Genomic DNA, 21,272 nt, shown 5'->3' with positions numbered 1-21,272 from the left:
GAGCGGGAACCAGAACCGTGGCTCGATGCGTCACCGTAGGCGTGCCGGCCTTTCGGTCACGTTTCGCGGCCGGCGGCAAGTATGGAACTCCCGACGAGGAAGGCATCACCTTGCGAACACTCGCCGCCCTGGCCGCCACATTCTTCGCCCTCGCCGCCTGCGGCACGGCAGATCCGGCCGCCGGCCCCACCCCGGCCCCCGCCGACTCGACCGGCGCCGCCCCCGGCAGCGCCTCCCCGCGGCCCAGTTCGTCCGCCGGCGGTGGGGGCGCCCGCCCCCGGCTCACCGCCGCCGACGAGATCGCCACCGGCATCGACGTACCGTGGGGCCTGGCCTTCCTGTCCGGCGGCGACGCACTGGTCGCCGAGCGCGACAGCGGCCGCATCCTGCGGGTCACCGGCGAGGGCCGCCCCCAGCCGGTGTATCAGGTCCCGGGGGTCGCCGCCGGCGGCGAGGGCGGCCTGCTGGGCATCGCGACCAGGGGCGACTGGGTCTACGCGTACCTCACCGCGGCCGACGACAACCGCATCGTCCGCTTCCGCCTGAACGACAGCGAGAGCCTGAACGACAGCGGGAGCCGGCCCGAGGTGGTGTTCGACGGCATCGCCAAGGCCGGTTTCCACAACGGCGGCCGCATCGCCTTCGGGCCCGACAACCTGCTGTACGTCGGCACCGGTGACGCCGGCGAGACCGGCCGGGCGCAGGACCCGGGCAGCCCCAACGGCAAGATCCTCCGGCTGACCCCCGAGGGCGACCCCGCGCCCGGCAACCCCACCGCCGGTTCCCCGGTCTACAGCCTGGGCCACCGCAACGTGCAGGGTCTGGCCTGGGACGCCCGGGACCGGCTGTTCGCCACCGAGTTCGGCCAGAACGACGTCGACGAGGTCAACCTCATCCAGCCGGGCCGCAACTACGGCTGGCCCGAGGTGGAGGGCGAGGGCGGCACCGACGGCGGCCGCTACACCAACCCGCTGGTCACCTGGCCGACCAGTGACGCCTCCCCGTCCGGCCTGGCCATCGCCGGCGGCACGCTGTACGTGGCGGGGCTGCGCGGCGAGCGGTTGTGGACCGTCCCGATCGAGGGTGACCGCCTGGGCACGCCGGAGGCTCGGTTCACGAACGAGTACGGCCGCCTGCGGACGGTCGCCGTCGCTCCCGACGGCTCGTTGTGGCTCACGACCTCCAACACGGACGGTCGCGGTGATGTCCGTGACGGCGACGACCGCATCCTGCGGTTCCCCGCGGGCTGACCCGGCGTTCCCTCCCCATAAAGTGAGGGGGCCGGGTTCGCCCGGCCCCTCTCACGAGACCTTGTCGAGGACCGTCCGCAGGGTTGCCGAGGCGGCGCTCGGGAGCACCAGGTCGGCCGCGCCGAAGCGTTCCACCGGCAGGTGGGCGTTCGGGATGGCGACACACCGCAGCCCGGCCGCCTGAGCCGCCGCCACGCCGTGCGGGGTGTCCTCGAAGGCGACGGCCCGCTCCGGCCCGACACCCAGCCGCTCGAGCGCCAGCCGGTAGACGGCCGGGTCGGGCTTGTGCGCGCTCACCTCGTTCCCGCAGGCCGTGACGGTGAAGCAGGACAGCAGCCCGGCTCGGCGCAGGTTGTCGTGCACCCAGCTCTCCGGCGAGCTGCTGGCCACGGCCAGCTCTACCGCCGGGCGCAACCCCGCCGCCTCGTCGAGCCAGGCGCGGATGCCCGGCGCCGGTTCCAGCTCGGCGTGCAGACGCTCCCGATAGGCCGTACGCCGGGCATGGCTCGCCGTCCGGTCGTAGCCGGCCCCGACGGCCGCCGCGAGGCTCGCGTACCGCTGCTCGTTGACGTCGCCGCCGTGGTCGGCGAAGAACCCGTCCACCGGCAGCTTTAGTCCGTGCTCCTGCCACTCGTACCGCCAGCTCTCCAGCAGCGTCGATTCGGTGTCCATGAGAAGGCCGTCGAAGTCGAAGATCAGCGCGTCGATCATCACCCCTGGAGAGTAAATCGGAGGCGCCGGGCGATCTTGTGCGGCTAGCGTGACACCACCGCTCACGGGAGGAGTGAACGTCATGGAGAAGGTCAACGAGCGTCTCATCAACTGGGCCAGCATGCTCGAGGAGGAGACCCGCAAGCAGGCCGAGAAGGCCTCCCGCCTGCCGTTCATCTTCCCGCACATCGCCCTCATGCCCGACGCCCACCTGGGCAAGGGGGCCACGGTCGGGTCGGTGATCCCGACGCTGGGGGCGATCGTCCCGGCCGCCGTGGGGGTCGACATCGGCTGTGGCATGGCCGCGGTGCGCACGCAGTACCACCGGGACGAGCTCAAGCCGGGACTGGCGAAGCTGCGGACGGCGATCGAGAACGCCGTACCGCTCAGCGCCGGCTCGTACAACGTCAGCGTGACCGAGGACCGGACCCGGCGCCGGCTGGACGAGCTCTCGGCGAAGGCGGAGAAGGCCGGGTTCGACCCGGCGCGCTACGCCGGCAACTGGGAGCTGCAGCTGGGCACGCTCGGCTCGGGCAACCACTTCATCGAGGTCACCGCGGACGAGACCGGGCAGGTCTGGCTGTTCCTGCACTCGGGTTCGCGCGGTGTCGGCAACAAGATCGCCACGCATCACATCCGGGTGGCGCAGGAGTCGATGAAGCGGTGGTGGATCGACCTGCCCGACCCGGATCTGGCCTACCTGGCCGAGGGCACGGACGAGTTCTGGGCCTACATCCGGCAGCTGCGGTGGGCGCAGGACTTCGCGCTGGCCAACCGAGACGAGATGATGGACCGGGTCGTGGACTGCTTCGCCGAGTACGTGGGCGGGCCGGTGCGCGAGCTCGAGCGGGTGCAGTGCCACCACAACTACACCGAGCAGGAGAAGCACTTCGGCAAGAAGGTCTGGCTGTCGCGCAAGGGGGCGATCAACGCCGAGAAGGGCCGGCCGGGGCTGATCCCGGGGTCGATGGGCGACGCCTCGTACGTCGTGGTCGGCAAGGGCAACCCGGTCTCGCTCAACTCGTCGCCGCACGGCGCGGGCCGGCAGCTGTCGCGGTCCAAGGCGCGCAAGACCTTCACCCGGGACCAGCTGCGGGAGGCGATGAAGGGCATCGAGTACCGCGACACCGACGCGTTCCTCGACGAGATCCCGGGCGCCTACAAGCCCATCGACGTGGTCATGCGGGACGCCGACGACCTGGTCGAGGTGCGGCACACGCTGCGCCAGATCGTCAACGTCAAGGGCGACTGATCGGGTACGCGCTAGCGCAGGGCCGGGAAGACCGTCGCGGCGATCACCGCTCCGACGGCCGTCCCGGCCACCACCTGGGCGAGCGTGTGCGCCGACAGGACCAGCCGGGACCAGCCGACGAGCGGCACCAGCGGCACGCCGAGCAGCGCGATCGGCCCGTACACCGCGACCAGCACCGCGACGGTCCCGGCGGCCACCCCGGCGTGGATCGACATCTTCCAGTACGCCGTGACGAGCGCGAAGACGACCAGGCCGGTGCCGCCGGCCGCCAGCAGCGCGAGCAGCTCGCGGGGTGCGCCCAGCAGCACCAGCGCGGCGGTGCCGACGGCCACCGACGCCAGGCCGAACAGCAGCGGGCCGCGCCGGTGCTCGCGCTCGGGGATGTGGTGGCTGGTCAACCGGCCGCGGCGCACTCCCCGGACGACGTACGCCATGGGAATGCCGGCGGTGAACAACGCGGCCGGCGCACCCCACCACCGGGACACGCCCGGCTCGCTGCCGGCGTGGAAGCCGACCACCACCAGCAGCACGGCGACCAGGACCGCGGGTGCGAACACCTCGGTCAGGACGCGGGCGACCTTGATCTTGGACACCGATGAACTGTACGGCCCGTCGTGCAGGCGACACCGCCGAGCGCCGGCCGGCCGCACACTGAGGCCATGGGGATCGACCTGGGCAGTGTGGAGTTCTACGCGGGACCGGCCGTGCTCGGCGGGCCGGACGACCTGGACGTGGTGATCCGCGACTTCATCGCCGGCGCGACCGACTCGTTGCTGATCGCGGTGCAGGAGCTGGACTCGCGGGCGGTCGCCGAGGCGGTGCTCGCGGCCAAGGCGCGCAAGGTCGCTGTGCAGGTCATCCTTGAGGGTGACTATCTGGTCGAGGACCCGCCGCTGGCCGACCCGTGGAGTCTCGCGGGCGGCAACGAGCACAACCGGGTCATCCACTCGGCGCTGCTGCGCGCGGGGGTCGACCTGGTCACCGACCTCAACCCGAAGCTCTTCCACCAGAAGTTCATCGTGCGGGACCCGGGCGCGCCCACGGCGGCCGTGCTGACCGGGTCGGCCAACTTCACGCTCACCGACACCGGTCGCAACGACAACGGCAACAACCTCAACCACCTGCTGATCCTGCACGGGCAGACGGCGGCGTCGCTCTACCTGCGCGAGTTCGAGCGGCTGCGCAGCGGCACCTTCGGCGAGCTGCGCGAACGCCGCGAGTCCAAGCCGCGCGAGTTCCGGCTCGGCCGCATCCGCGTCAAGCCGATCTTCGCGCCGCACCAGGGCCCGGAGATGGAGATCATGAAGCAGATGCTCAAGGCCGAGCACCGCGTCGACTTCGCGATGTTCACCTTCGCCCAGTCCTCGGGCATCGACGACACGATGTTCTGGCTGCTCAAGGCCGGCATCCCGGTGCGCGGCGTGCTCGACCGGGGCCAGGGCGGCCAGGCCCGGGCGGCCACCGGGCCCCTCAAGGTCCAGGGCGCCCAGCTGTACGAGAACGCGCCCGGCAACGGTGTCCGCAAGGTGCACCACAAGCTGATGGTCGTGGACGAGCGGCTCGTCGTCGTCGGCAGCTTCAACTACACAGCGCCGGCGGCGACGCTGAACGACGAGAACATCGTCGTGCTGGGCGACCTGGAGGAGACCGATCCGGCCGCGGAGAAGGCCCAGCGGGAACTGGCCGCCTACGTCCTCGCCGAGATCGACCGCATCGTCACCACGCTGTGCCGGCCGGTCGCCGACTGATCGCCGGGAGCAGAGATACCGGCTCGGTCAGTCGCCGCGTCGGCGGAAAAGTCCCAGAGCGATCGGTACGCCGATGACTCCGGCCAGCAGGGCGATCGCGATCCCGATCCACATCGCTGCGCTCATGGCTGGTCCTTGCCCCTGGGGGCCGCGCCCGAAACGACTTGCCGCCGGGTGCCGGCGGCCGGAAAGCTCGTCGCATGGAACCGCCTGAGATGATCAATGCCGGTGAGCTGGTGCTCAAGCGCTGGGAGACCGAGTGGGCCGCCGCGGCCACGGAGGCGATCAAGGAGTCGCTGCCCGAACTGCGGCAGTTCCTTCCCTGGGCCACCGACGCGTACGGCCCGGCCGAGTCGCACGAGTACATCGCCCGGTCGCGGGCCGAGTGGGACGCGGGCACGCAGTACAACTACGCCGTCTTCACCACGGTGGGGGAGCTCGCCGGGTCGATCGGGCTGATGACCCGGCTGGGCCCGGGCACGCTCGAGATCGGCTACTGGACGAGAACGCGATTCGCCGGGCGCGGCTACATGACCGCGGCCGTCGGGGCGATCAGCCGGGTCGGCCTGGCGCTGCCGGGGATCGAGCGGATGGTCATCAAGCACGACGAGCGCAACGGGGCCTCGGGCGCGGTGGCCGTCAAAGCCGGCTTCCGGGAGGTCGCGCGCGAGACCGGCGACCCCGAGTCCGACGGGGAGAGTGGCACGACGATCGTCCGGGAGCTGCGCCCCAGAGATTGACGGACCCCGTTGTAACACATAAGTTTCGAGGGACCTCCGGAAGTTACGGGAGCGAAACCCACCGAACGTTCCTCGAAGGAGTCCTTGTGAGAAGAGCAGCCCGGACCGTGGTGGCCGTCCTCGCCACCACGGCCACCCTCAGTTTCGTGGCCCAGCCGGTGCAGGCGCACCCGCAGACCAAGACGCTGCGCTCGGCCGCGCCCCGAGACTTGCGGATCGGCACCGCCGTCGCCGGCGGTGGTCACCACGTCGAGCACTCCTATCCCGACCCGTTCACCTACGACCGGCCCTACCGCAAGGTGCTGGCCAAGGAGTTCAACTCGGTCTCGCCCGAGAACCAGATGAAGTGGGAGTTCATCCACCCCGAGCGCAACAAGTACAACTTCGGGCCGGCCGATGCGATTGTGAAGTTCGCCCGCCAGCACGGTCAGGCCGTGCGTGGCCACACGTTGCTGTGGCACAGCCAGAACCCGGCCTGGCTCAACGAGGGCACGTTCACCAAGGCCGAACTGCGGTCCATCCTCAAGAGCCACATCTTCACGGTGGTCGGCCGCTACCGGGGCCAGATCCAGCAGTGGGACGTGGCCAACGAGATCTTCAACGAGAACGGCGAATACCGCCAGGAGAACATCTGGATCCGGGAGCTCGGCCCGGGCATCGTCGCCGACGCCTTCCGCTGGGCCCACCAGGCCGACCCCCGGGCTCAGCTGTTCCTCAACGACTACGGCGTCGAGTGGCCGGGCGTCAAGGTCGATGCCTACGAGACCCTGGCCAAGGAGTTGCTCGCGCAGCGCGTCCCGCTGCACGGCTTCGCCTCGCAGGCTCACCTGAGCATGCGCTACGGCGCTCCGGACCAGCTGGCGGGCGTGCTGCAGCGCTTCGACGACCTCGGTCTCAAGACCGCGATCACCGAGCTCGACGTGCGGATGGACCTGCCCGAGGGCGGCGTGCCGACGGCCGAGCAGCTGACGACCCAGGCGTCGTACTACAAGACCGCGCTGGACGCGTGCCTCGCGGTCGACGACTGTAATTCGTTCACCATCTGGGGCTTCACCGACAAGTACTCCTGGGTGCCGGTGTTCTTCCCCGCCGAAGGCGCCGCCACCGTGATGTTCGAGGACTTCACCAAGAAGCCCGCGTACTACACGCTCCGCGACACCCTGGCCCGCGCGCGCCGCTGACCTGTCGCTGATCCGGCTGTAGCTGAACTGGTCTGTAGCTGAGCTGGTCTGTAGCTGAGCCGGCTCGCCCGCCCTGGCCCCCCGTTCCGTTCCGGGCCAGGGCGGGCGTACGGCGTCACGCCGGCTCGTCGAGGACCTGGCGCAGCTTGGCGGCGAAGTTGTCCGGGTCGCCGTGCTGGCCGAACTCGCCGCCCAGGAAGCCCGCGTGGTTGCTCGGGAACCACACCGGCCGGCTGCCCAGACCGGCGGCCACGCCCAGCCCGCCCCGATGGGCCAGCTCGTCCTTCGACTCCTCGCCGACGGCGATCACGATGCGGGTCGGGGCCGCGCTCAGGGCCGCGAAGTCGGGCTCGTAGTGCGTACAGGTAACAAGATTCTGGCCCAGCAGGGTGTCGTTGCGGTCGCCGTTGTCGTCGGCGGGCAGCCCGAAGTCGGCCGGGGCGGGCGCGGGCTGATCGAGCCAGCCGGCCGGGATCTCGCCGCGGTGACTGACGATCATGATGAACCGGACCATCGCCGGCCCGGTGCCCTCGCGCTGATAGAGCTCGGCGATGCCCTTCGTCGCGACCGAGGCGTTCTCGCGGTCGGGCAGAACGGTGACCAGCGGCGGCTCGTGCGCGACGAGCGTGCGCACCTGATCGGGGTGGGCGGTGACCAGCGCGAGCGCGTTCACCGCGCCGCCGCTGGAGGCGAAGACGTCGACCGGGCCGCCGACCGCGTCGATGACCCGGCTCAGGTCGTCGGCGTGCTGCTCGGGCGTCGAGGTCGTCTGGCCGCCGGTGAGTTTGCTGCGGCCGCCGCCCCGCGGGTCGTAGGTGACGATCGTGCGGTCGGGGAAGTGCCCGGCCAGCGTGGTGAAGCCGCTCGCGTCCATCGGCGAACCGATGAGCAACAGGGTGGGACCGGTGCCGCGCACGTCGTAGGTGATCTCGGCGCCGGAGGTGGTGATGGTGTGCGTCTCTGCGGTCATGTCCCTCTGACTCCCGTCGGGTCGCGAACTCATCGGCTGTGCCGCATTCGATTCTCGCGGTTCCGCCGGCGGGGCGGCACCGGCTTCGGTACTGGTCGTTTCACCTACCGAAGTACCGGCCCGGCATCGGCCGAAAGTCGCAGTCCGAGAGGCCCCGATCCGGGTCCTCGGCCGGATGTGCCCGGCGGCGCGATCCGGGATTCTCGTCACCGGAACGTCAGACGGGAGATTCAGATGACCATCGAGGATGACAACCGGCCGGCGCGGCAGCGGGTCGCCCTGACCGGCATCAGCTCGCGGGCCTGGGAGCATCCGGCCGACCGGGGCGCCCTCACCGCGCTGCGGGAGCTGCGCGGCTTCGACGATGTGGTGCGGGGCCTGTTCGGCATGTGGAACGAGCGGGGGTTCCGCCTGTCGTACCTGGCCGGAGCGATCCGCGTCGACCACCGGCAGTACCCGCGGGTGCACGGCTTGTTCGCCGAGGCGGCCGACGCGCTCGACGTGGCCGAGCGGCCGGAGCTGTATGTGAGCCAGTCGCCGATGATCACCAGCAAGGCGATCGGCATGGACCGCCCGTTCGTCGTGATCAGCACGGGCGCGGTCGAGAAACTGGACGACGACGAGCTGCGCACGCTGCTCGGCCGCGAGATCGGCCACGTGCGCAGCGGCCACGCCGTGTACCAGACGATCATGACGCTGCTGACCCGCTGGGTCACCAGCGTCAGCTGGCTGCCGGTCGGCGCGATCGCGCTCCGGGCGATCATCGCGGCGATGTACGAGTGGTGGCGCAAGGCCGAGCTGTCGGCCGACCGGGCCGGGCTGCTGGCCGAGCAGGATCCGTCGGCGTCGCTGCGGCTGTTCATGAAGCAGGCCGGCGGAGGCGACCTGTCGCAGATCGACACGGCCGCGTTCCTGGAGCAGGCGGCCGAGTACGAGGGCGGCGGCGACCTGCGCGACAGCATCCACAAGATCGGCATGACCGTGTTCAGCGGCGAGCCGGTGCCGGTGGCGCGCGCCGCCGAGCTGCAGAAATGGGTCGACTCGGGCGAGTACGGCCGGATCCTGGGCGGCGACTATCCGCGCCGGGACGACGACCGGGACGCGTCGGTGACCGCGGACGTGAAGGCGGCGGCGTCCAGCTACCGCGACGCGTTCCGCGACTCGCCCGACCCCCTGGTCACCCTGGCCCGCCGGGCCGCGGGCGGGGCGGCCGACCTGGTCGGCTCGGCCGCGCGCGGGGCCCGCAACTGGGCGAACGGCCGCGGTTCGGGCGGGGACAACACCTGATCCTCCGGCGGCGGCGCGGGTATCGAGGCCGCGCCGCCGCTGGAATCACTCGGCGGCGGTGTCCTCGGCGGCCATCACGTCCTGGCGGCCGGGCTCCTCGCGCAGGATCGCCGCGTTCAGCCACTCGTCCGGGATGGCGAACGCGTCGACCAGCGTCGTCAGGTGCGGGCGCAGCCGCCGGAGCAGGTCGTTGACCCGGGCCGTGACCGCCTTGGACCGGGCCGGCGTCAGGCGCTGGTGCTCGAGATACCAGCCCTTGTGGGCCTCGACCGTGCTCAGGACGTAGAGGTCACAGACCTGCGAGAGCAGCGCCCGGGCCTCGTCGTCGGCGGTGCGGTCGATGCCGGCGACGAAGGCTTCGAGCACGATCCGGTCGATGTGCGCGCGGGCCACCTCGAGCACGTGGTCCTGCACGTCGTTGAAGATGTCGAACTGCCGGCCCTTGCGCCCCGCGCCCCGGCGCAGCCGCCGCACCGCGCCCTCGAGCAGGTGCTTCTCGCGGTCCTCGAAAAGCGCCAGGTGCCAGCCGCGGTCGGTGAGGGCCACCTCCTCGTCCCGGCCGGGCACGGCGTCGATCAGCCGCTGGATCAGGCTCCGGGCCGCCGTCCGCTCGAGGACCATCGCCCGCACCTGCTCGGCGGCGAAGGTGGCGCGGCCCCACCCGTCCAGCGAGCCGAAGGCGTCCCGATAGCCGGTGAGCAGCCCCTTGGCGACCAGTTGGAGCAGCACCGTGTTGTCGCCCTCGAACGTCGTGAAGACGTCGGTGTCGGCCTTCAGCCCGGGCAGCCTGTTCTCGGCCAGATAGCCGGCGCCGCCGCAGGCCTCGCGCGCGGCCTGGATGGCCCGGGTCGCGTGCCAGGTCTGTGCCGCTTTAAGCCCGGCCGCCCGCGACTCCAGCTCGCGCTGCCGGTGCTCGTCGACCGGCCCGTCGGCCGTCTGCACCTCGTGCAGGGTGCTGACCAGCTCGTCCTGGGCGAAGTGCAGGGCGTACGCGTGGGCCAGGTTGATCCCCAGGACGCGCTGGTGGGCGAGGTAGTCGTTGAGTGCGACCTCGCGCGTCTCGCCCGGCGCGGTGAACTGCCGCCGCGACTCGCCGTACCGCACGGCGATGGTGAGCGCGCTCTTGGCCGCGTTGGCGGCCGACCCGCCGACGACCACGCGCCCGCGGACCAGGGTGCCCAGCATGGTGAAGAAGCGGCGGATGTCGTTGTCGATCGAGCTGGTGTACGTGCCGTCCGGCGCGACCTGGCCGTAACGGTCCAGCAGCATCTCGCGCGGCACGGTGACGTGGTCGAACGACAGCCGCCCGTTGTCGACGCCGAGCAGTCCGGCCTTGTGCCCGTCGTCGCCGATCGTCACGCCGGGCAGCGGCTCGCCCCGCTCGTCGCGGATCGGGACCAGCCAGGCGTGCACCCCGTACCGGCGGCCGCCGGTGATGAGCTGCGCGAAGACGACAGCCATCCGCCCATCGCGCGCGGCGTTGCCGATGTAGTCCTTGCGGGCCGCGTCGTGCGGCGTGTGCAGGTCGAAAGTCTGCGTCGCGGGATCGTACGTGCAGGTCGTCCGCAGCTGCTGCACGTCGGAGCCGTGCCCGGTCTCGGTCATCGCGAAGCAGCCGAGCAGGTCGGCGTCGATGATGCTGCGCAGGTAGCGGTCGTGGTGATAGGTGGTGCCCAGCGCGACCACGGCCCCGCCGAACAGGCCCCACTGCACCCCGGCCTTCACCATGAGCGACAGGTCGATCTGTGCGAGCATCTCGGCCGCGACCACCGAGCCGCCCGGGTCGGCCTGACCGCCGTACTCGATCGGGAAACCGGCCGCGACGCCCGGGTCGGCCGGCAGTTCGCGCAGGAGCCGGGTGACCCGCTCCCGGGCCTCGTCGATCGTCTCGCCGGGCACCGCCACGAACTTGTCCCCGGCGAGTTCGGCGCGCGCCGCCTTGCGGACGTGCGCCCAGGGGCCGTCGAGCACTTCCTGCAGCCGCGAGCTGAGCATGTCGCCTCCACCTTTGTTACTGGTGAGTAGCAACTGTACCCGCCGGATCGGCGGTTCAAGGGCGCAGGTCAGATGTAGCTCAGGTGCAGCATCATGCCGGCGTCGGCGTGCGGCAGGTTGTGACAGTGGTTCGCCCACATCCCGGGGTTGTCGGCCCGGAACGCCACCTCCCACACCTCGCCCGGGCGGACGTCGAACGAGTCCACCCACAGCGCCCCGGCCGGCGGCCGGCCGTCGCGGGACAGGACCAGCACGTGATGGCCGTGCAGATGCCACGGGTGCACGACCAGCGAGCGGTTAACGACGGTGAGCCGGACGAGTTCCCCGCGCCGCACGACCTGCGCCGGGATGCCGGGGCCGGCCGCGCCGTTCACCGTGTGGGCATAGCGGGGGAGCAGTCCGCGCAGATCCAGCCCCCGGTCGAGCACCAGCGTCAGCGAACGGTCGAACCCGGTCCGGGGCGCCGGTGCGGCAGCGCCGTAGGTGAGCGGGTCGAGCACCGGCCACGCCCCCGGGACCGGCGGCACCGGCCCGGTCGCGTGGACCAGCCGGCCGTCGACGAACAGGGCGGCCGGCGCGGTGGTCACCACGTCGAACCGTCCGCCGGCGGGCACGAGCAGCGCGGTGCCGGTCAGCATGCCCGGCCCGGCCAGGTCCACCCCGTCGATCGCCACGACCCGGAACGGCGCGCCGGCTACCGCGTACCGGTGCGTCGTGCTGTCGGTGTTGATCAGACGCAGCCGTACGGGCGTGCCCGGCGCGAGCACCTCCGTTCTCGCCGCGGGCAGCGACCGGCCGTTGAGCGTGTGGACCGGCACCGTGACGTCCACGCCGTCCACGCCGTCCACCGGCCCCGGCCGGACCACGAGCACGCCGTACAGGCCCTTGCGCACGCCCAGATCGGAGGCCGAATGCGTGTGGTACCAGTACGTCCCGGTCTGATCGGCCCGGAATCGGTAGACGAACTGCCCGCCCGGCCGCACCACCTCCTGCGTCACGCCCGGGACACCGTCCTGATCGTTCGGGACGTCGTAGCCGTGCCAGTGCAGCGTGACACCCCGCTCGATGTCCCGGTTGCGCAGCGTCACCTCCAGCACGTCACCGACCGTGGCAGCGAGCTCCGGCCCCGGTACCTGTCCGTTGAACGCCCAGGCGTCCCCCGCTGTCCCGGCGGTCAGGGTGAAGCGCTTGGTCGGTTCGCCCACCTTCGGCGCGGCCACCGGCCGGTGCTCGTGCCCGGCCGGTGGCGCCGTGCCCGGAGCGACCGCGAAGCCGGTGCCGGCCACCAGCGCCGCGACAGCGACCACCAAGCCGGTCCGTGACGTCCGCCGGTGAACGAGTCGCCCGGTGACCGCGGTCGCCGCGGCGATCCCGGCCACCGCGAGCAGCGCCGCCCCCACCGACACCGGATAGCCGTGCAGAACGGTCACCAGCAGGCCGCCCGTGGTGGCGTATCCGGCGAAGAGGTAGGCGACCGGCGCCGGCCGCAGCAGCCGTCGCCCGCCCACGACGACCGCGGCCAGCGACAGTGGGGCGGCGACGACGACCTTCTCGGCCGCGAACCACCAACCCGCCCGGGCCAGCGCGATCGTCGTGACCGCCCGGCCCAGGGTGGCCGCCAGCGCGGCCAGGGCCAGCCCGGACGCGAGCCGGCGGCGCCCGGCGACCGCCGCGGCGCCGGCGCCCAGCCACCCGGCGGCGGCCAGGACGGCGAGGACCAGGTCGGCCGCGATGATCGATCCGGTGGTCATCCCGCCACCCCGGCCTCGACGGGCCGGTCCAGCCGGCTCGCCCCGCGGACCACGGCCACGACCACGTGGACGGCGACGATCGCGTTGACGGCGTGCAGCCCGCCGAAGACCAGGCCGAGCGTGGTGCTGCCGCCGGCCGGGTCGGCGAACGCGTCCGGCAGGGCGGCCAGCAGAGCCTGCAGCAGGGTCAGGCCGAGCGGCAGGATCGCCAGGCCGATGAGCCGCCCCGGCGCCCGGGCGAGCGCGGCGGCCAGCGTGGTGAGCAGCGTGAGGGCGGGGATCACGGCCATGCCGGTGATGCTGTGCCAGGCGTACGCGTCCTCGCTCGCCGGTTCGGTGAAGGCGCCGACGGCGGCGAGGACGAACTGGAACGCGAAGACGGCGAGCGTGATCGAGCTGAGGACGACGAAGGCTCTGCGCATGAGGCCGGCCTAACGGTGAGCCGGGTCGAGGGCCCGGGCGACGTGGTCGGTGGCCGCGATCGCGCCGTACGCGACCAGCCGTACGAGATCGGCGTCGGACGGATGGGTGAGCCGGCGCAGGGCGACGTCGCCCGGGGTGATCGCGGCCGGGGCGAACGCCGCCAGCAGCGCGATCCGGGCGCCCACGCGGTCGCGGCCCGGCAGATCGCGGACCAGGTCGGTCGCCCACTCGGCGGGCCGCTCCGGATGCCGCCCGTCCGCCCAGCTCACCGTGGCGGCCACGGTGTGGCGGGCGGCCTCGCTGAGCAGCTCGCCGCCGTCCGTGGCGGCCTCGCGCAACGCCGCATAGGCCACGCCGACCGGGCTGTCCCCGGCCCACGCCGGTGGTGTCGCGGCGCCGCCGTCGAGAAGCGCCAGGCTGCGACCGGGTTCTTTGGGTTCCCGTACGGTCCGGGCGTAGAACCGGCCGCCGGCGGTGCGCACCGCCGGGAACCGCTGCAGGCCGCCCGGCAGCAGATCCGGGGCGAGCAGCGCCGAGACGACCCGGTTGATGAAGTGGAACGCCAGCAGCGTGCCGGTGATCTCGGGACAGTAGGGGCTCGACCATCGCGAGGCACGCGGGCTGCGGCTGCCCGCCGCCCACGCGGCGAGCGTCGCGTGCCGGGGCCGCGGCGGCGGATCACCCCGGGCGATGACCTCGGCCAGCCCGTGCTCCCCGAGGGCGTGCAGCAGCGTCACGTGCGCGTCGACGCAGAACCGGCACCGGTTGGCCCGCGAGACCACCGAGGCCACGAGTTCGCGCTCGACCCGCGAGGCGCCGCCCGCGAGCAGCGCCTCCCGCATCAGCGCCCAGGCCGGGGCCAGGATCTCGGGCGCGGCGGAGAGCGCCTGGAAGGTCGGCAGCGGTCCGAGGAAGTCCTCGCGCAGCTGGCGGTAGACCTCCGCCGTCGAGCCGGTGGCCGCCCGGGCGAGCGAGGGGGTGAAGAAACGGTATGTCATGGGAATCGATGCTCGGCCCGGCGGCCCGGGAAAGCGTCCCGCCACCGCAGGCACTTCGCGGGGACCGGATACCGCGGCCGCAGTACGCCCGATCTACCGCGCCGGCGGGACGATACCGGCGGGCCGGCCGTCCTACAGTGCCAAGGTGCGCCCGGATCTGCCTTACCTCCTCGGCGGCGTCGTCCTCGGCGGTTTCCTGCTGGGCAACGCGGCCCTCGCGCCGGACGCCGGTCCGGTGCGGACCCTCGACGTCGCCCTCGTCGTGCTGATGGCGGCGGCGCTCGGGGTGTGCCGCCGCGTCCCGGTGCCCGCGCTGCTCGTCGTGGCCGCGTCCATGCTGGCCCTGCACGTGCGGGTGCATGCCGGGGTGTCGGCCGCGTTCGCCGTCCTCGCGACCGTCTACATCGCCGCGTGGCGGGGCCACCGGGCGGCCGCCGCGGTCACCAGCCTGGCCTTCCTGGGCGGCTTCCTCGCGTACGACGTCTCGGCCGCACCGGCCGGCCGGCCCGGCCACCAGGTCGTCGAACGCACGACGCTGCTGCTCGGCTGGTTCGTCGCGGCCAACGTGGCGGGGCTGGTCGCGCGGCAGCGCCGGGCCTACCTGAAGCAGGTCGAGCAGCGGGCGGCCGACGCCGAACAGACCCGTGAGGAGGTGGCGTTGCGGCGCGCGGGGGAGGAGCGCCTGCGCATCGCCCGCGACCTGCACGACTCGCTCACCCACAGCATCTCGGTGATCAAGGTGCAGGCCGGGATCGCCGTCCACCTGGCCCGCAAGCACGGCGAGGAGCCGTCGGCCGCGCTGCTGGCCATCCAGGAGGCCGGTGGGGCGGCCATGCGCGAGCTCCGGGAGACGCTGGAGGTCCTGCGCACACCGTCTGATCCGGACCGGGCCGGGCTGGAACGCGTGGCCGAACTGGCCGAACGGACCCGGGCGGCGGGGGTTCCGGTGCGGCTGACGGTCACCGGCGCCCCCGCGGACCTGCCGGCCGAGGTCGACCGGGCCGGCTACCGCGTGGTGCAGGAGGCCCTCACCAACATCGCCCGGCACGCCGGGGCGGCCACCGCCGAGGTGCACGTGGACTACGCGCCGGCCCGGCTGACCGTGTCGGTGACCGACGACGGGCAGGCGACGGCGGCCCGGCCGGTGACGCCGGGCGTGGGGCTCAACGGCATGCGGGAACGGGTCACCGGGCTGGGCGGCACCCTGCGGGCAGCCCACCGCGACGGCGGCGGTTTCGCCGTACGGGCCACCTTCCCGCTGGACGGCATCGCGTGATCCCCTTCGGACCGGCCCACGGCGGCCGAATGGCTTGCGGTGCCGCATGATCCGGGTGGTGCTGGCCGACGATCAGGCGCTGATGCGGGCCGGGTTCCGGGCCCTGCTGGAGGCCGAGGACGATCTCGAGGTCGTCGGCGAGGCGGGCGACGGCGGAGGCGCGGTCGAGCTCGCCCGGCGGCTGACGCCGGACGTCGTGCTGATGGACGTGCAGATGCCGGTCCTCGACGGCATCGAGGCCACCCGGCGCATCGCGGCCGACCCCGCCCTCGCGGAGGTCCGCGTCCTCATGCTCACCAACTACGGGCTGGACGCATACGTCTTCGCCGCCTTGCGGGCCGGGGCCAGCGGGTTCCTGCTCAAGGACGCCGACCCGGCCGATCTGCTGCAGGCCATCGCCGTCGTGGCCCGGGGCGACGCGCTGCTCGCCCCCGGCGTCACCCGGACGCTGATCAGCGAGTTCGTCAGCACCCGGCCGCCCACCCACCCGGCGGCCGGCCGCGAGGTGCTGACCGCCCGCGAGCAGGAGATGGTCGAACTGGTCGCCCGCGGGCTGAGCAACGAGGAGATCGCCGGCCGCCTGGTGATCAGCCCGCTGACCGCCAAGACCCACATCAACCGCGCGATGACCAAGCTGCACTGCCGCGACCGCGCCCAGCTCGTCGTCTGGGCCTACGAGTCGGGGCTGGTGACGCCCCGCCGCCGCTGACCATCCGCGCCCGGCCGGTGACTCAGTGCTCGAGTGCCGTCGAGCTGGTCCAGCCGGCCAGGAGATCGAGGGCCTGGCGATCGGGTGAGACGGGCGCCATCATCCCCGTCGACGGCGGCATCGCCACCACCGCTTAGGGCGTGCCCGCTATGCCACCAGGGCCCAGCCGCGGCGGTGGCCCGGCCGGGCCGCATACAGCTCCTCGACCAGGCGGCGGGCCCAGCGCATGCGAGGGGCGGCGAGCTCGGGATGGTCGCCGTACTCCCCGGCGACGTCGGCCGCGCAACCGCGGACGCCCTGATGGTCACGCACCGCTATGCGGATGGCGTCGTCGACCACGTCGAACGAGGGTCGGCTGCCCGTGGCGATCGGGCTCGTGAACAGGGCTTCGGCGCGAGCGGCGGTCAGAAAGGACTTCATCGTGATCTCCTCCTCGACAGTGGGACCGATGGGACTGCCGTAACTCATCGTTGAACCTAGCCCGGGGGTACGACACTTTTTAGCTCGCAGCCGCGTACGACCTGAGCCCGGTCCGCCGGCGCCGGTGTCCAGCCCGGGCGGCCGTTGTGGTCACTGTCACAGTGCGTGATGGCGCTCTGCGGGTCGGCCGACGCCGGGTGGGGCAGCCGAGCTGGGTCGACAGCGGTGAAAACAGGCTACCGGTCGGCCATCCGAACCTGACCGGACGGACGGCTGCCCGGCCGCATCCGGTGGTTTCCGAGCAGGTCGCCGCCATGATCGAGTACGAGAGCTGTGTGATCACGACCCCGTGGCGGAGGCTCACCCCATGACTGCAAGTACCGCTACGGCCGTGCCCGCGACCGAGGCGCCACCGGCGCCCAGGCCGCCTCGCAACCGGTACATCGACACTCTCCGTGCACTCGCCATCGTGCGGGTCGTGGTCTATCACGCGTTCGGCTGGGCCTGGCTGACCTACGTGCTGCCGGCCATGGGCGTCATGTTCGCCATCGCCGGCTCGCTGATGGCCGCGTCGCTGTCCAAGGCCGGCGCGCGCAAGGCCGTCTGGTCGCGCATCCGCCGCCTGCTGCCCGCGCTGTGGACCTTCGCCGCGGTGGCCCTGCCGATCATGTTCTGGCACGGCTGGTCGACCACCGACCCCGACCACCCGCTGCACAAGCTCAACCTGATCTTCTGGCTGTTCCCGCTCGAGGACCCTCCGGGCAGCTCGTGGGGTGAGCCGTTCTGGGAGGTGCTCTGGTACCTCCGCGCGTACCTGATCTTCGTCCTGGTGTCGCCGCTCCTGTACTTCGCCTACAAGAAGCTCGGCTGGGCCATGGTGGTGCTGCCGCTGGCCGCGCTCGCGGCGCTGACCTTGACCGGGTTCCGCCTGCCCGACCCGATCGACGGCATCATGTGGGACTTCGTCACGTACGCGGCCTGCTGGATCGCCGGTTTCGCCCACCGCGACGGCCGCCTGCACCGGCTGCCGGCCGCCGCCTGGGTCGCGGTGGTGACCGCGGTCGGCGGCGTGGGCCTCTACTGGCTGTTCACCCACCGCTCCGACTGGGGCTTCGACCTGAACGAGGTGCCGATCGCCCGCACGCTGTGGTCGCTGGCGTTCGTCCTGATCGTGCTGCGCTTCCGCCCCACCCTGGCCGTCCTCGACCGGGCCAGCTGGAAGTGGGTGTCCGAGTCGGTCCGCGTGATCAACGCCCGGGCCATCACGATCTACCTGTGGCACTTCCCGCTCATCTCGGTGGGCGTGCTGGTGCTCGAGCACTACGAGGTGCCGTGGGCGACCTTCCAGTACGTGGTCTGGATGCTCGTGCTCGAGGCGGTCCTGGTGCTGGGCGCGGTGCTGCTCTTCGGCTGGGTCGAGGACGTCTCGGCCAAGCGCAAGGCCTCGTTCTGGCCCGCCGCCACGCCGGCCCTGGCCGGCGCCGGCGCCCCGGTCGCGGTGCTCGGCCCGGTCGCGGCCTCCCCGGGTACGCCGGTCAGCCCGGCCGCCGGCGCCTCGGCGCAGCCTGACTCCGCCGGCGTCGACCTTCCCGCGGCCGCATCGGCGCCGACGGAGCAGTTGCGGTCGGCCGGGCCCGCCTCGGGAATCGCGCCGGTGGCCGGCGCCGCTTCCGGCGTCGCCGCGGTTGGCGGCACCTACGGGGGCGCGGCGCCGGTGAGCGGCAGCGCGCCCGTCCACGTCGGCCCGCCGTCCCCGGCGGCCCGGGATTTCGCGCCGCCCGCGGGTAGTGCGGCGCCTGCCGCTCGGGGTAGCGCGGTTCCTTCCGCTCGGGGTAGCGCGGTGCCTCCCGCGCCGGGTAGCGCGGTGCCTCCCGCGCCGGGTAGCGCGGTGCCTCCCGCGCCGGGTAGCGCGGTGCCTCCCGCGCCGGGTAGCGCGGTGCCTCCCGCGCCGGGTAGCGCGGTGCCCCCCACGCCGGGCAGCGCGGTGCGCGGCGTCGCCCGCGTCCAAGGTCTTTCACCGGAGAATCCGCCCGTCTGAGACGGGTCGCGGCTGCCACCGGGCGACAGTCGTGGCAGCCGCCGACATCGTGGTCATGACCGGAATGTTGGCGGCTGCCAGCCGCTTCGCCGCGGCGTGGCTACTCCGACGCCTGCGGCCGGTGCTTGTGCCTGCGGGTGAAAACGTCTCGTCGCCAGCATGCTCAACCTAGCCTCCTAGGATGTTTTAGGCGGTGTGACGGGCGCAGCGGTGCGGCCGAGGCACAGCGATGCGGTCCGGCGGGGCACAGCGGGGCGCAGCGGTGTGGTTGGGCGCAGCGGTGCGGTGCGGCCAGGCGCAGCGGTGTGGCGGCGCCGTGGATGAGCGCCGGCAGCAAGCAGAAGCGATCGGCCAACAAGCAGCGGGACATCCAGCGCGGTCGTCATCCCCGCCGGCGGCGCCCGCGGACCAGGATCGCCGCGAGCGCCACCCCGATCACCACGACTGCCCCGGCGACAACGGCCAGGTAATTGAAGGACGACCTCCCCGCGACGGGCGATCCAGCCACCGCAGCCGACGGCGAACCCGCGGCCGGCGCGCTCGGCGGATCGACCGTCGGCGCAGACGGCGACCCGGCGGCCGGCGCCGAGCTCCCCGGTGCGGCGGCGGCCGGACGGTCGGGCAGGGGATAGCGGAGGATCACCGGCCGGGTCCCCGCCGGCTCGTCCGAGGTCTCCGACACGGTCAGCAGCGAGCGCCCGTCCGCGCTGTAGGTGACCGACTCGCCCTGCGGTTCGTCGGGCAGGGCGATCTGCCGCGGCCGGCCGCTCAGGGCTCCGGCCACGTCGCCGTCGGTCACGTCGTACTCGAAGGCGTCGGCGTAGGTGCGCAGCACCACGTGGCGGCCGTCGGGTGAGGTGGCCCCGCCGGTGACGACCGCCCGCCCGAGGAACGAGAACGGGTTGCTCGTGCTGGTCAGCGGCACCGTGACCTCGCCGGCCCGGCGCAGCGCGGCGGTCGACCCCGGTCGCAGCGGGCCGGGCACGACGTAGATCCCGGCCGTTCCGCCGCTCTTGGTGACGACGACGGGGTTGCCGGTCGGCGGCACCAACACGGCCTCGGCGTCGTGGGCGCCGTCGGGGTAGGCCAGGCGGTGCAGGACCGGGCGGGCGGCTCCCGGTGTCAGCTTCCACAGCGCGACCGTCGTACGGATGCCGCTGTTGTCGCCGATGTCGGCCACCCACAGGGTGCCGTCGGCCGCGCGGCCCAGATCTTCGGTGTCGCGGGGCCTTGAGGGGTAGCGCACTGTGCGCGTGACCCGGCACGAACCGTCCAGGAAGAAGATCCGGCGGCGGTCGGCGACGTCCGACCCGTCGTTCACGGCGACGTAGCCGCCGGCGGTGGCCACCAGGCCGGAGAGCTCGTCGAGTCGCTCGTCGCGGATGGCGCACACCCGGGCCGGTGCGGCCGAGGCGGAGGCGGCGGCCGGGGGCGCGAGGAGCAGCGCGGAGGTGGCCGCGACGGCGAGGGCTGTTGTGCGAACGATGACCGACTTAACATCCTGGTCATGAGTCGCCCGACGATCTACGACGTGGCGCGCGAGGCGGGGGTGGCGGCCTCGACCGTGTCGCGGGCCTACGCGCGTCCGGGGCGGGTCAACGCGGACACCGCTAAGCGCATCTTCGAGGCGGCGGAGAAGCTCGGCTACCGGTCGGCGATCGCCCTTCAGCCCCGGGGCGGCGCCGTGCAGCACGCGATCGCGCTGGTCGTCGCCGATGTCACTAACCCGTTCTACGGCGACATCATCAAGGGCGCGTACGAGGCCGCGCGGGAGGCGGGTTACCAGCTGATCTTGTCGCACACCAACGAGTCTCCCAAGGTCGAGCGACACACCATCGAGCAGGAGCTGGCTCAGGTGGACGGCGTGGTGATCGCGAGCTCGCGGATGACCGACTCGGCGCTGCGCATGGTGGCCAAGCAGAAGGCCGTCGTGCTGCTCAACCGGATCATCCCGGAGGCCAGCTGCGTGCTCAACGACGCCGAGCGGGGCATCCGCCGGGCCGTCGAGCACCTGGCGTCGCTCGGGCACGACCGGATCACGTACGTGGCCGGGCCGGAGACGAGCTGGTCGGACGGCGTACGGTGGCGGGCGTTGCGGCAGTCGACGGCCGATCTCGGCCTGGAGGCCCGGCGGCTGGGACCGTACGAGCCGACGGTGCTGGCCGGGTTGAGCGCCGCCCACCGCGTGGTCGAGAGCGACTCGACGGCCGTGCAGGCCTACAACGACCAGCTCGCGATCGGCATCGTCAAGGGCCTGAGCCGGCTCGGGGTGGCCGTTCCGGAGCAGGTCAGCGTCGTCGGCTTCGACAACATCATCTTCGACGAGCTGGTCGAGCCGCAGCTCACGACCATCGCGTCGCCGCTCTACCGGATGGGCTTCACCGGCATGCAGAACTGCATCGCCGTGGCCCAGGGAGCCAAGCCCAGCGGCCGTCCGCTCGTCCTTCCCGTACGCCTGGTGGTGCGCGACTCGACCGCCCGGGTCCGCCCGCCCGGCGCCCGGCCGCGCTGAAAGGCGCCAGG

At 72.6% G+C, this 21,272-nt stretch carries 19 protein-coding genes; 10 read left to right on the top strand and 9 right to left on the bottom strand.

From position 1 onward, the window contains the following. Window positions 1–104: 104 nt before the first annotated feature. Complete coding sequence (locus HJC40_RS27710) at window positions 105–1,250, top strand: sorbosone dehydrogenase family protein (RefSeq protein ID WP_374272961.1); 1,146 nt, start codon at window positions 105–107, stop codon at window positions 1,248–1,250. A 51-nt stretch (window positions 1,251–1,301) separates the two neighbouring features. On the opposite strand, the gene HJC40_RS27705 is transcribed toward HJC40_RS27710, so the two are convergent. After that, complete coding sequence (locus HJC40_RS27705; protein WP_250005718.1) at window positions 1,302–1,961, bottom strand: HAD family phosphatase; 660 nt, start codon at window positions 1,959–1,961, stop codon at window positions 1,302–1,304. Window positions 1,962–2,043: 82 nt separating this feature from the next. Here HJC40_RS27705 and HJC40_RS27700 point away from each other — a divergent pair, with 82 nt between their 5' ends. Then, the gene (locus HJC40_RS27700) at window positions 2,044–3,213 is read left to right on the top strand and encodes an RtcB family protein (protein ID WP_250005308.1); all 1,170 of its coding nucleotides are present in this window, start codon (window positions 2,044–2,046) and stop codon (window positions 3,211–3,213) included. Window positions 3,214–3,224: 11 nt separating this feature from the next. Here the strand turns inward: HJC40_RS27700 and HJC40_RS27695 are convergent, their stop codons facing one another. Continuing rightward, window positions 3,225–3,806 carry a phosphoesterase PA-phosphatase gene (locus HJC40_RS27695; protein ID WP_374272878.1) on the bottom strand — a complete coding sequence of 194 codons (582 nt, stop codon included), beginning with the start codon at window positions 3,804–3,806 and terminating at the stop codon, window positions 3,225–3,227. Between the two features lie 66 nt (window positions 3,807–3,872). Here HJC40_RS27695 and HJC40_RS27690 point away from each other — a divergent pair, with 66 nt between their 5' ends. From HJC40_RS27690 to HJC40_RS27680, 3 genes are all read left to right on the top strand, one after another. Next, entirely contained in the window at window positions 3,873–4,961 is a 1,089-nt protein-coding gene (locus HJC40_RS27690; protein ID WP_250005305.1) for a phosphatidylserine/phosphatidylglycerophosphate/cardiolipin synthase family protein, read from the top strand. Window positions 4,962–5,161: 200 nt separating this feature from the next. Continuing rightward, the gene (locus HJC40_RS27685; protein ID WP_250005302.1) at window positions 5,162–5,701 is read left to right on the top strand and encodes a GNAT family N-acetyltransferase; all 540 of its coding nucleotides are present in this window, start codon (window positions 5,162–5,164) and stop codon (window positions 5,699–5,701) included. Window positions 5,702–5,787: 86 nt separating this feature from the next. Further along, on the top strand, window positions 5,788–6,882 hold the full coding sequence (locus HJC40_RS27680) for an endo-1,4-beta-xylanase (protein ID WP_250005299.1): 1,095 nt from the start codon (window positions 5,788–5,790) through the stop codon (window positions 6,880–6,882). A 115-nt stretch (window positions 6,883–6,997) separates the two neighbouring features. Here the strand turns inward: HJC40_RS27680 and HJC40_RS27675 are convergent, their stop codons facing one another. Then, window positions 6,998–7,852, bottom strand: coding sequence for an alpha/beta fold hydrolase (locus HJC40_RS27675; protein ID WP_250005297.1), 855 nt, complete (start codon window positions 7,850–7,852; stop codon window positions 6,998–7,000). 234 nt (window positions 7,853–8,086) lie between these two features. On the opposite strand from HJC40_RS27675, the gene HJC40_RS27670 reads away from it, so the two are divergent. Further along, entirely contained in the window at window positions 8,087–9,139 is a 1,053-nt protein-coding gene (locus HJC40_RS27670; protein ID WP_250005296.1) for a M48 family metallopeptidase, read from the top strand. A gap of 45 nt (window positions 9,140–9,184) precedes the next feature. On the opposite strand, the gene HJC40_RS27665 is transcribed toward HJC40_RS27670, so the two are convergent. From HJC40_RS27665 to HJC40_RS27650, 4 genes are all read right to left on the bottom strand, one after another. Beyond that, a complete protein-coding gene (locus HJC40_RS27665; RefSeq protein ID WP_250005295.1) occupies window positions 9,185–11,134 on the bottom strand; it encodes an acyl-CoA dehydrogenase in 1,950 nt (649 codons plus the stop codon). Between the two features lie 68 nt (window positions 11,135–11,202). Continuing rightward, window positions 11,203–12,885, bottom strand: coding sequence for a multicopper oxidase family protein (locus HJC40_RS27660; RefSeq protein ID WP_250005294.1), 1,683 nt, complete (start codon window positions 12,883–12,885; stop codon window positions 11,203–11,205). Then, window positions 12,882–13,307 carry a DUF6220 domain-containing protein gene (locus HJC40_RS27655; RefSeq protein ID WP_250005293.1) on the bottom strand — a complete coding sequence of 142 codons (426 nt, stop codon included), beginning with the start codon at window positions 13,305–13,307 and terminating at the stop codon, window positions 12,882–12,884. The genes HJC40_RS27660 and HJC40_RS27655 overlap by 4 nt, the downstream gene beginning before the upstream one ends. A gap of 9 nt (window positions 13,308–13,316) precedes the next feature. Continuing rightward, entirely contained in the window at window positions 13,317–14,306 is a 990-nt protein-coding gene (locus HJC40_RS27650) for a carboxymuconolactone decarboxylase family protein (RefSeq protein WP_250005292.1), read from the bottom strand. A gap of 145 nt (window positions 14,307–14,451) precedes the next feature. On the opposite strand from HJC40_RS27650, the gene HJC40_RS27645 reads away from it, so the two are divergent. Together HJC40_RS27645 and HJC40_RS27640 are read left to right on the top strand one after the other, a co-directional pair. After that, on the top strand, window positions 14,452–15,582 hold the full coding sequence (locus tag HJC40_RS27645; RefSeq protein ID WP_250005290.1) for a sensor histidine kinase: 1,131 nt from the start codon (window positions 14,452–14,454) through the stop codon (window positions 15,580–15,582). A gap of 46 nt (window positions 15,583–15,628) precedes the next feature. Then, window positions 15,629–16,291, top strand: coding sequence for a response regulator transcription factor (locus tag HJC40_RS27640; RefSeq protein WP_250005288.1), 663 nt, complete (start codon window positions 15,629–15,631; stop codon window positions 16,289–16,291). A 147-nt stretch (window positions 16,292–16,438) separates the two neighbouring features. Here the strand turns inward: HJC40_RS27640 and HJC40_RS27635 are convergent, their stop codons facing one another. Then, window positions 16,439–16,759 carry a hypothetical protein gene (locus HJC40_RS27635; RefSeq protein WP_250005286.1) on the bottom strand — a complete coding sequence of 107 codons (321 nt, stop codon included), beginning with the start codon at window positions 16,757–16,759 and terminating at the stop codon, window positions 16,439–16,441. A gap of 319 nt (window positions 16,760–17,078) precedes the next feature. Between HJC40_RS27635 and HJC40_RS27630 the strand changes: the two genes are divergently transcribed. Next, complete coding sequence (locus tag HJC40_RS27630; protein WP_250005284.1) at window positions 17,079–18,749, top strand: acyltransferase family protein; 1,671 nt, start codon at window positions 17,079–17,081, stop codon at window positions 18,747–18,749. Window positions 18,750–19,131: 382 nt separating this feature from the next. Here HJC40_RS27630 and HJC40_RS27625 read toward each other — a convergent pair whose 3' ends face one another. After that, on the bottom strand, window positions 19,132–20,142 hold the full coding sequence (locus HJC40_RS27625) for a hypothetical protein (protein WP_250005282.1): 1,011 nt from the start codon (window positions 20,140–20,142) through the stop codon (window positions 19,132–19,134). Window positions 20,143–20,256: 114 nt separating this feature from the next. On the opposite strand from HJC40_RS27625, the gene HJC40_RS27620 reads away from it, so the two are divergent. After that, window positions 20,257–21,261 (top strand): LacI family DNA-binding transcriptional regulator, encoded by a 1,005-nt coding sequence (locus HJC40_RS27620; RefSeq protein WP_250005280.1) that lies wholly within the window; start codon window positions 20,257–20,259, stop codon window positions 21,259–21,261. Window positions 21,262–21,272 lie beyond the last annotated feature (11 nt).

The organism is Actinoplanes sp. M2I2 (assembly GCF_023544445.1).
Classification (GTDB): Bacteria; Actinomycetota; Actinomycetes; order Mycobacteriales; family Micromonosporaceae; genus Actinoplanes.
The sequence above is the reverse complement of the archived record's forward strand: the minus strand, read 5'-3'. Positions and strand labels throughout refer to the sequence as shown.

Bases quoted from the DNA above. Each gene is read 5' to 3' on its own strand.
- HJC40_RS27705 (WP_250005718.1), bottom strand. From the start codon at position 1,961: ATGATCGACGCGCTGATCTTCGACTTCGACGGCCTTCTCATGGACACC.
- HJC40_RS27700 (WP_250005308.1), top strand. From the start codon at position 2,044: ATGGAGAAGGTCAACGAGCGTCTCATCAACTGGGCCAGCATGCTCGAG.
- HJC40_RS27690 (WP_250005305.1), top strand. From the start codon at position 3,873: ATGGGGATCGACCTGGGCAGTGTGGAGTTCTACGCGGGACCGGCCGTG.
- HJC40_RS27685 (WP_250005302.1), top strand. From the start codon at position 5,162: ATGGAACCGCCTGAGATGATCAATGCCGGTGAGCTGGTGCTCAAGCGC.
- HJC40_RS27675 (WP_250005297.1), bottom strand. From the start codon at position 7,852: ATGACCGCAGAGACGCACACCATCACCACCTCCGGCGCCGAGATCACC.
- HJC40_RS27670 (WP_250005296.1), top strand. From the start codon at position 8,087: ATGACCATCGAGGATGACAACCGGCCGGCGCGGCAGCGGGTCGCCCTG.
- HJC40_RS27665 (WP_250005295.1), bottom strand. From the start codon at position 11,134: ATGCTCAGCTCGCGGCTGCAGGAAGTGCTCGACGGCCCCTGGGCGCAC.
- HJC40_RS27660 (WP_250005294.1), bottom strand. From the start codon at position 12,885: ATGACCACCGGATCGATCATCGCGGCCGACCTGGTCCTCGCCGTCCTG.
- HJC40_RS27655 (WP_250005293.1), bottom strand. From the start codon at position 13,307: ATGCGCAGAGCCTTCGTCGTCCTCAGCTCGATCACGCTCGCCGTCTTC.
- HJC40_RS27650 (WP_250005292.1), bottom strand. From the start codon at position 14,306: ATGACATACCGTTTCTTCACCCCCTCGCTCGCCCGGGCGGCCACCGGC.
- HJC40_RS27640 (WP_250005288.1), top strand. From the start codon at position 15,629: ATGATCCGGGTGGTGCTGGCCGACGATCAGGCGCTGATGCGGGCCGGG.
- HJC40_RS27635 (WP_250005286.1), bottom strand. From the start codon at position 16,759: ATGAGTTACGGCAGTCCCATCGGTCCCACTGTCGAGGAGGAGATCACG.
- HJC40_RS27630 (WP_250005284.1), top strand. From the start codon at position 17,079: ATGACTGCAAGTACCGCTACGGCCGTGCCCGCGACCGAGGCGCCACCG.
- HJC40_RS27620 (WP_250005280.1), top strand. From the start codon at position 20,257: ATGAGTCGCCCGACGATCTACGACGTGGCGCGCGAGGCGGGGGTGGCG.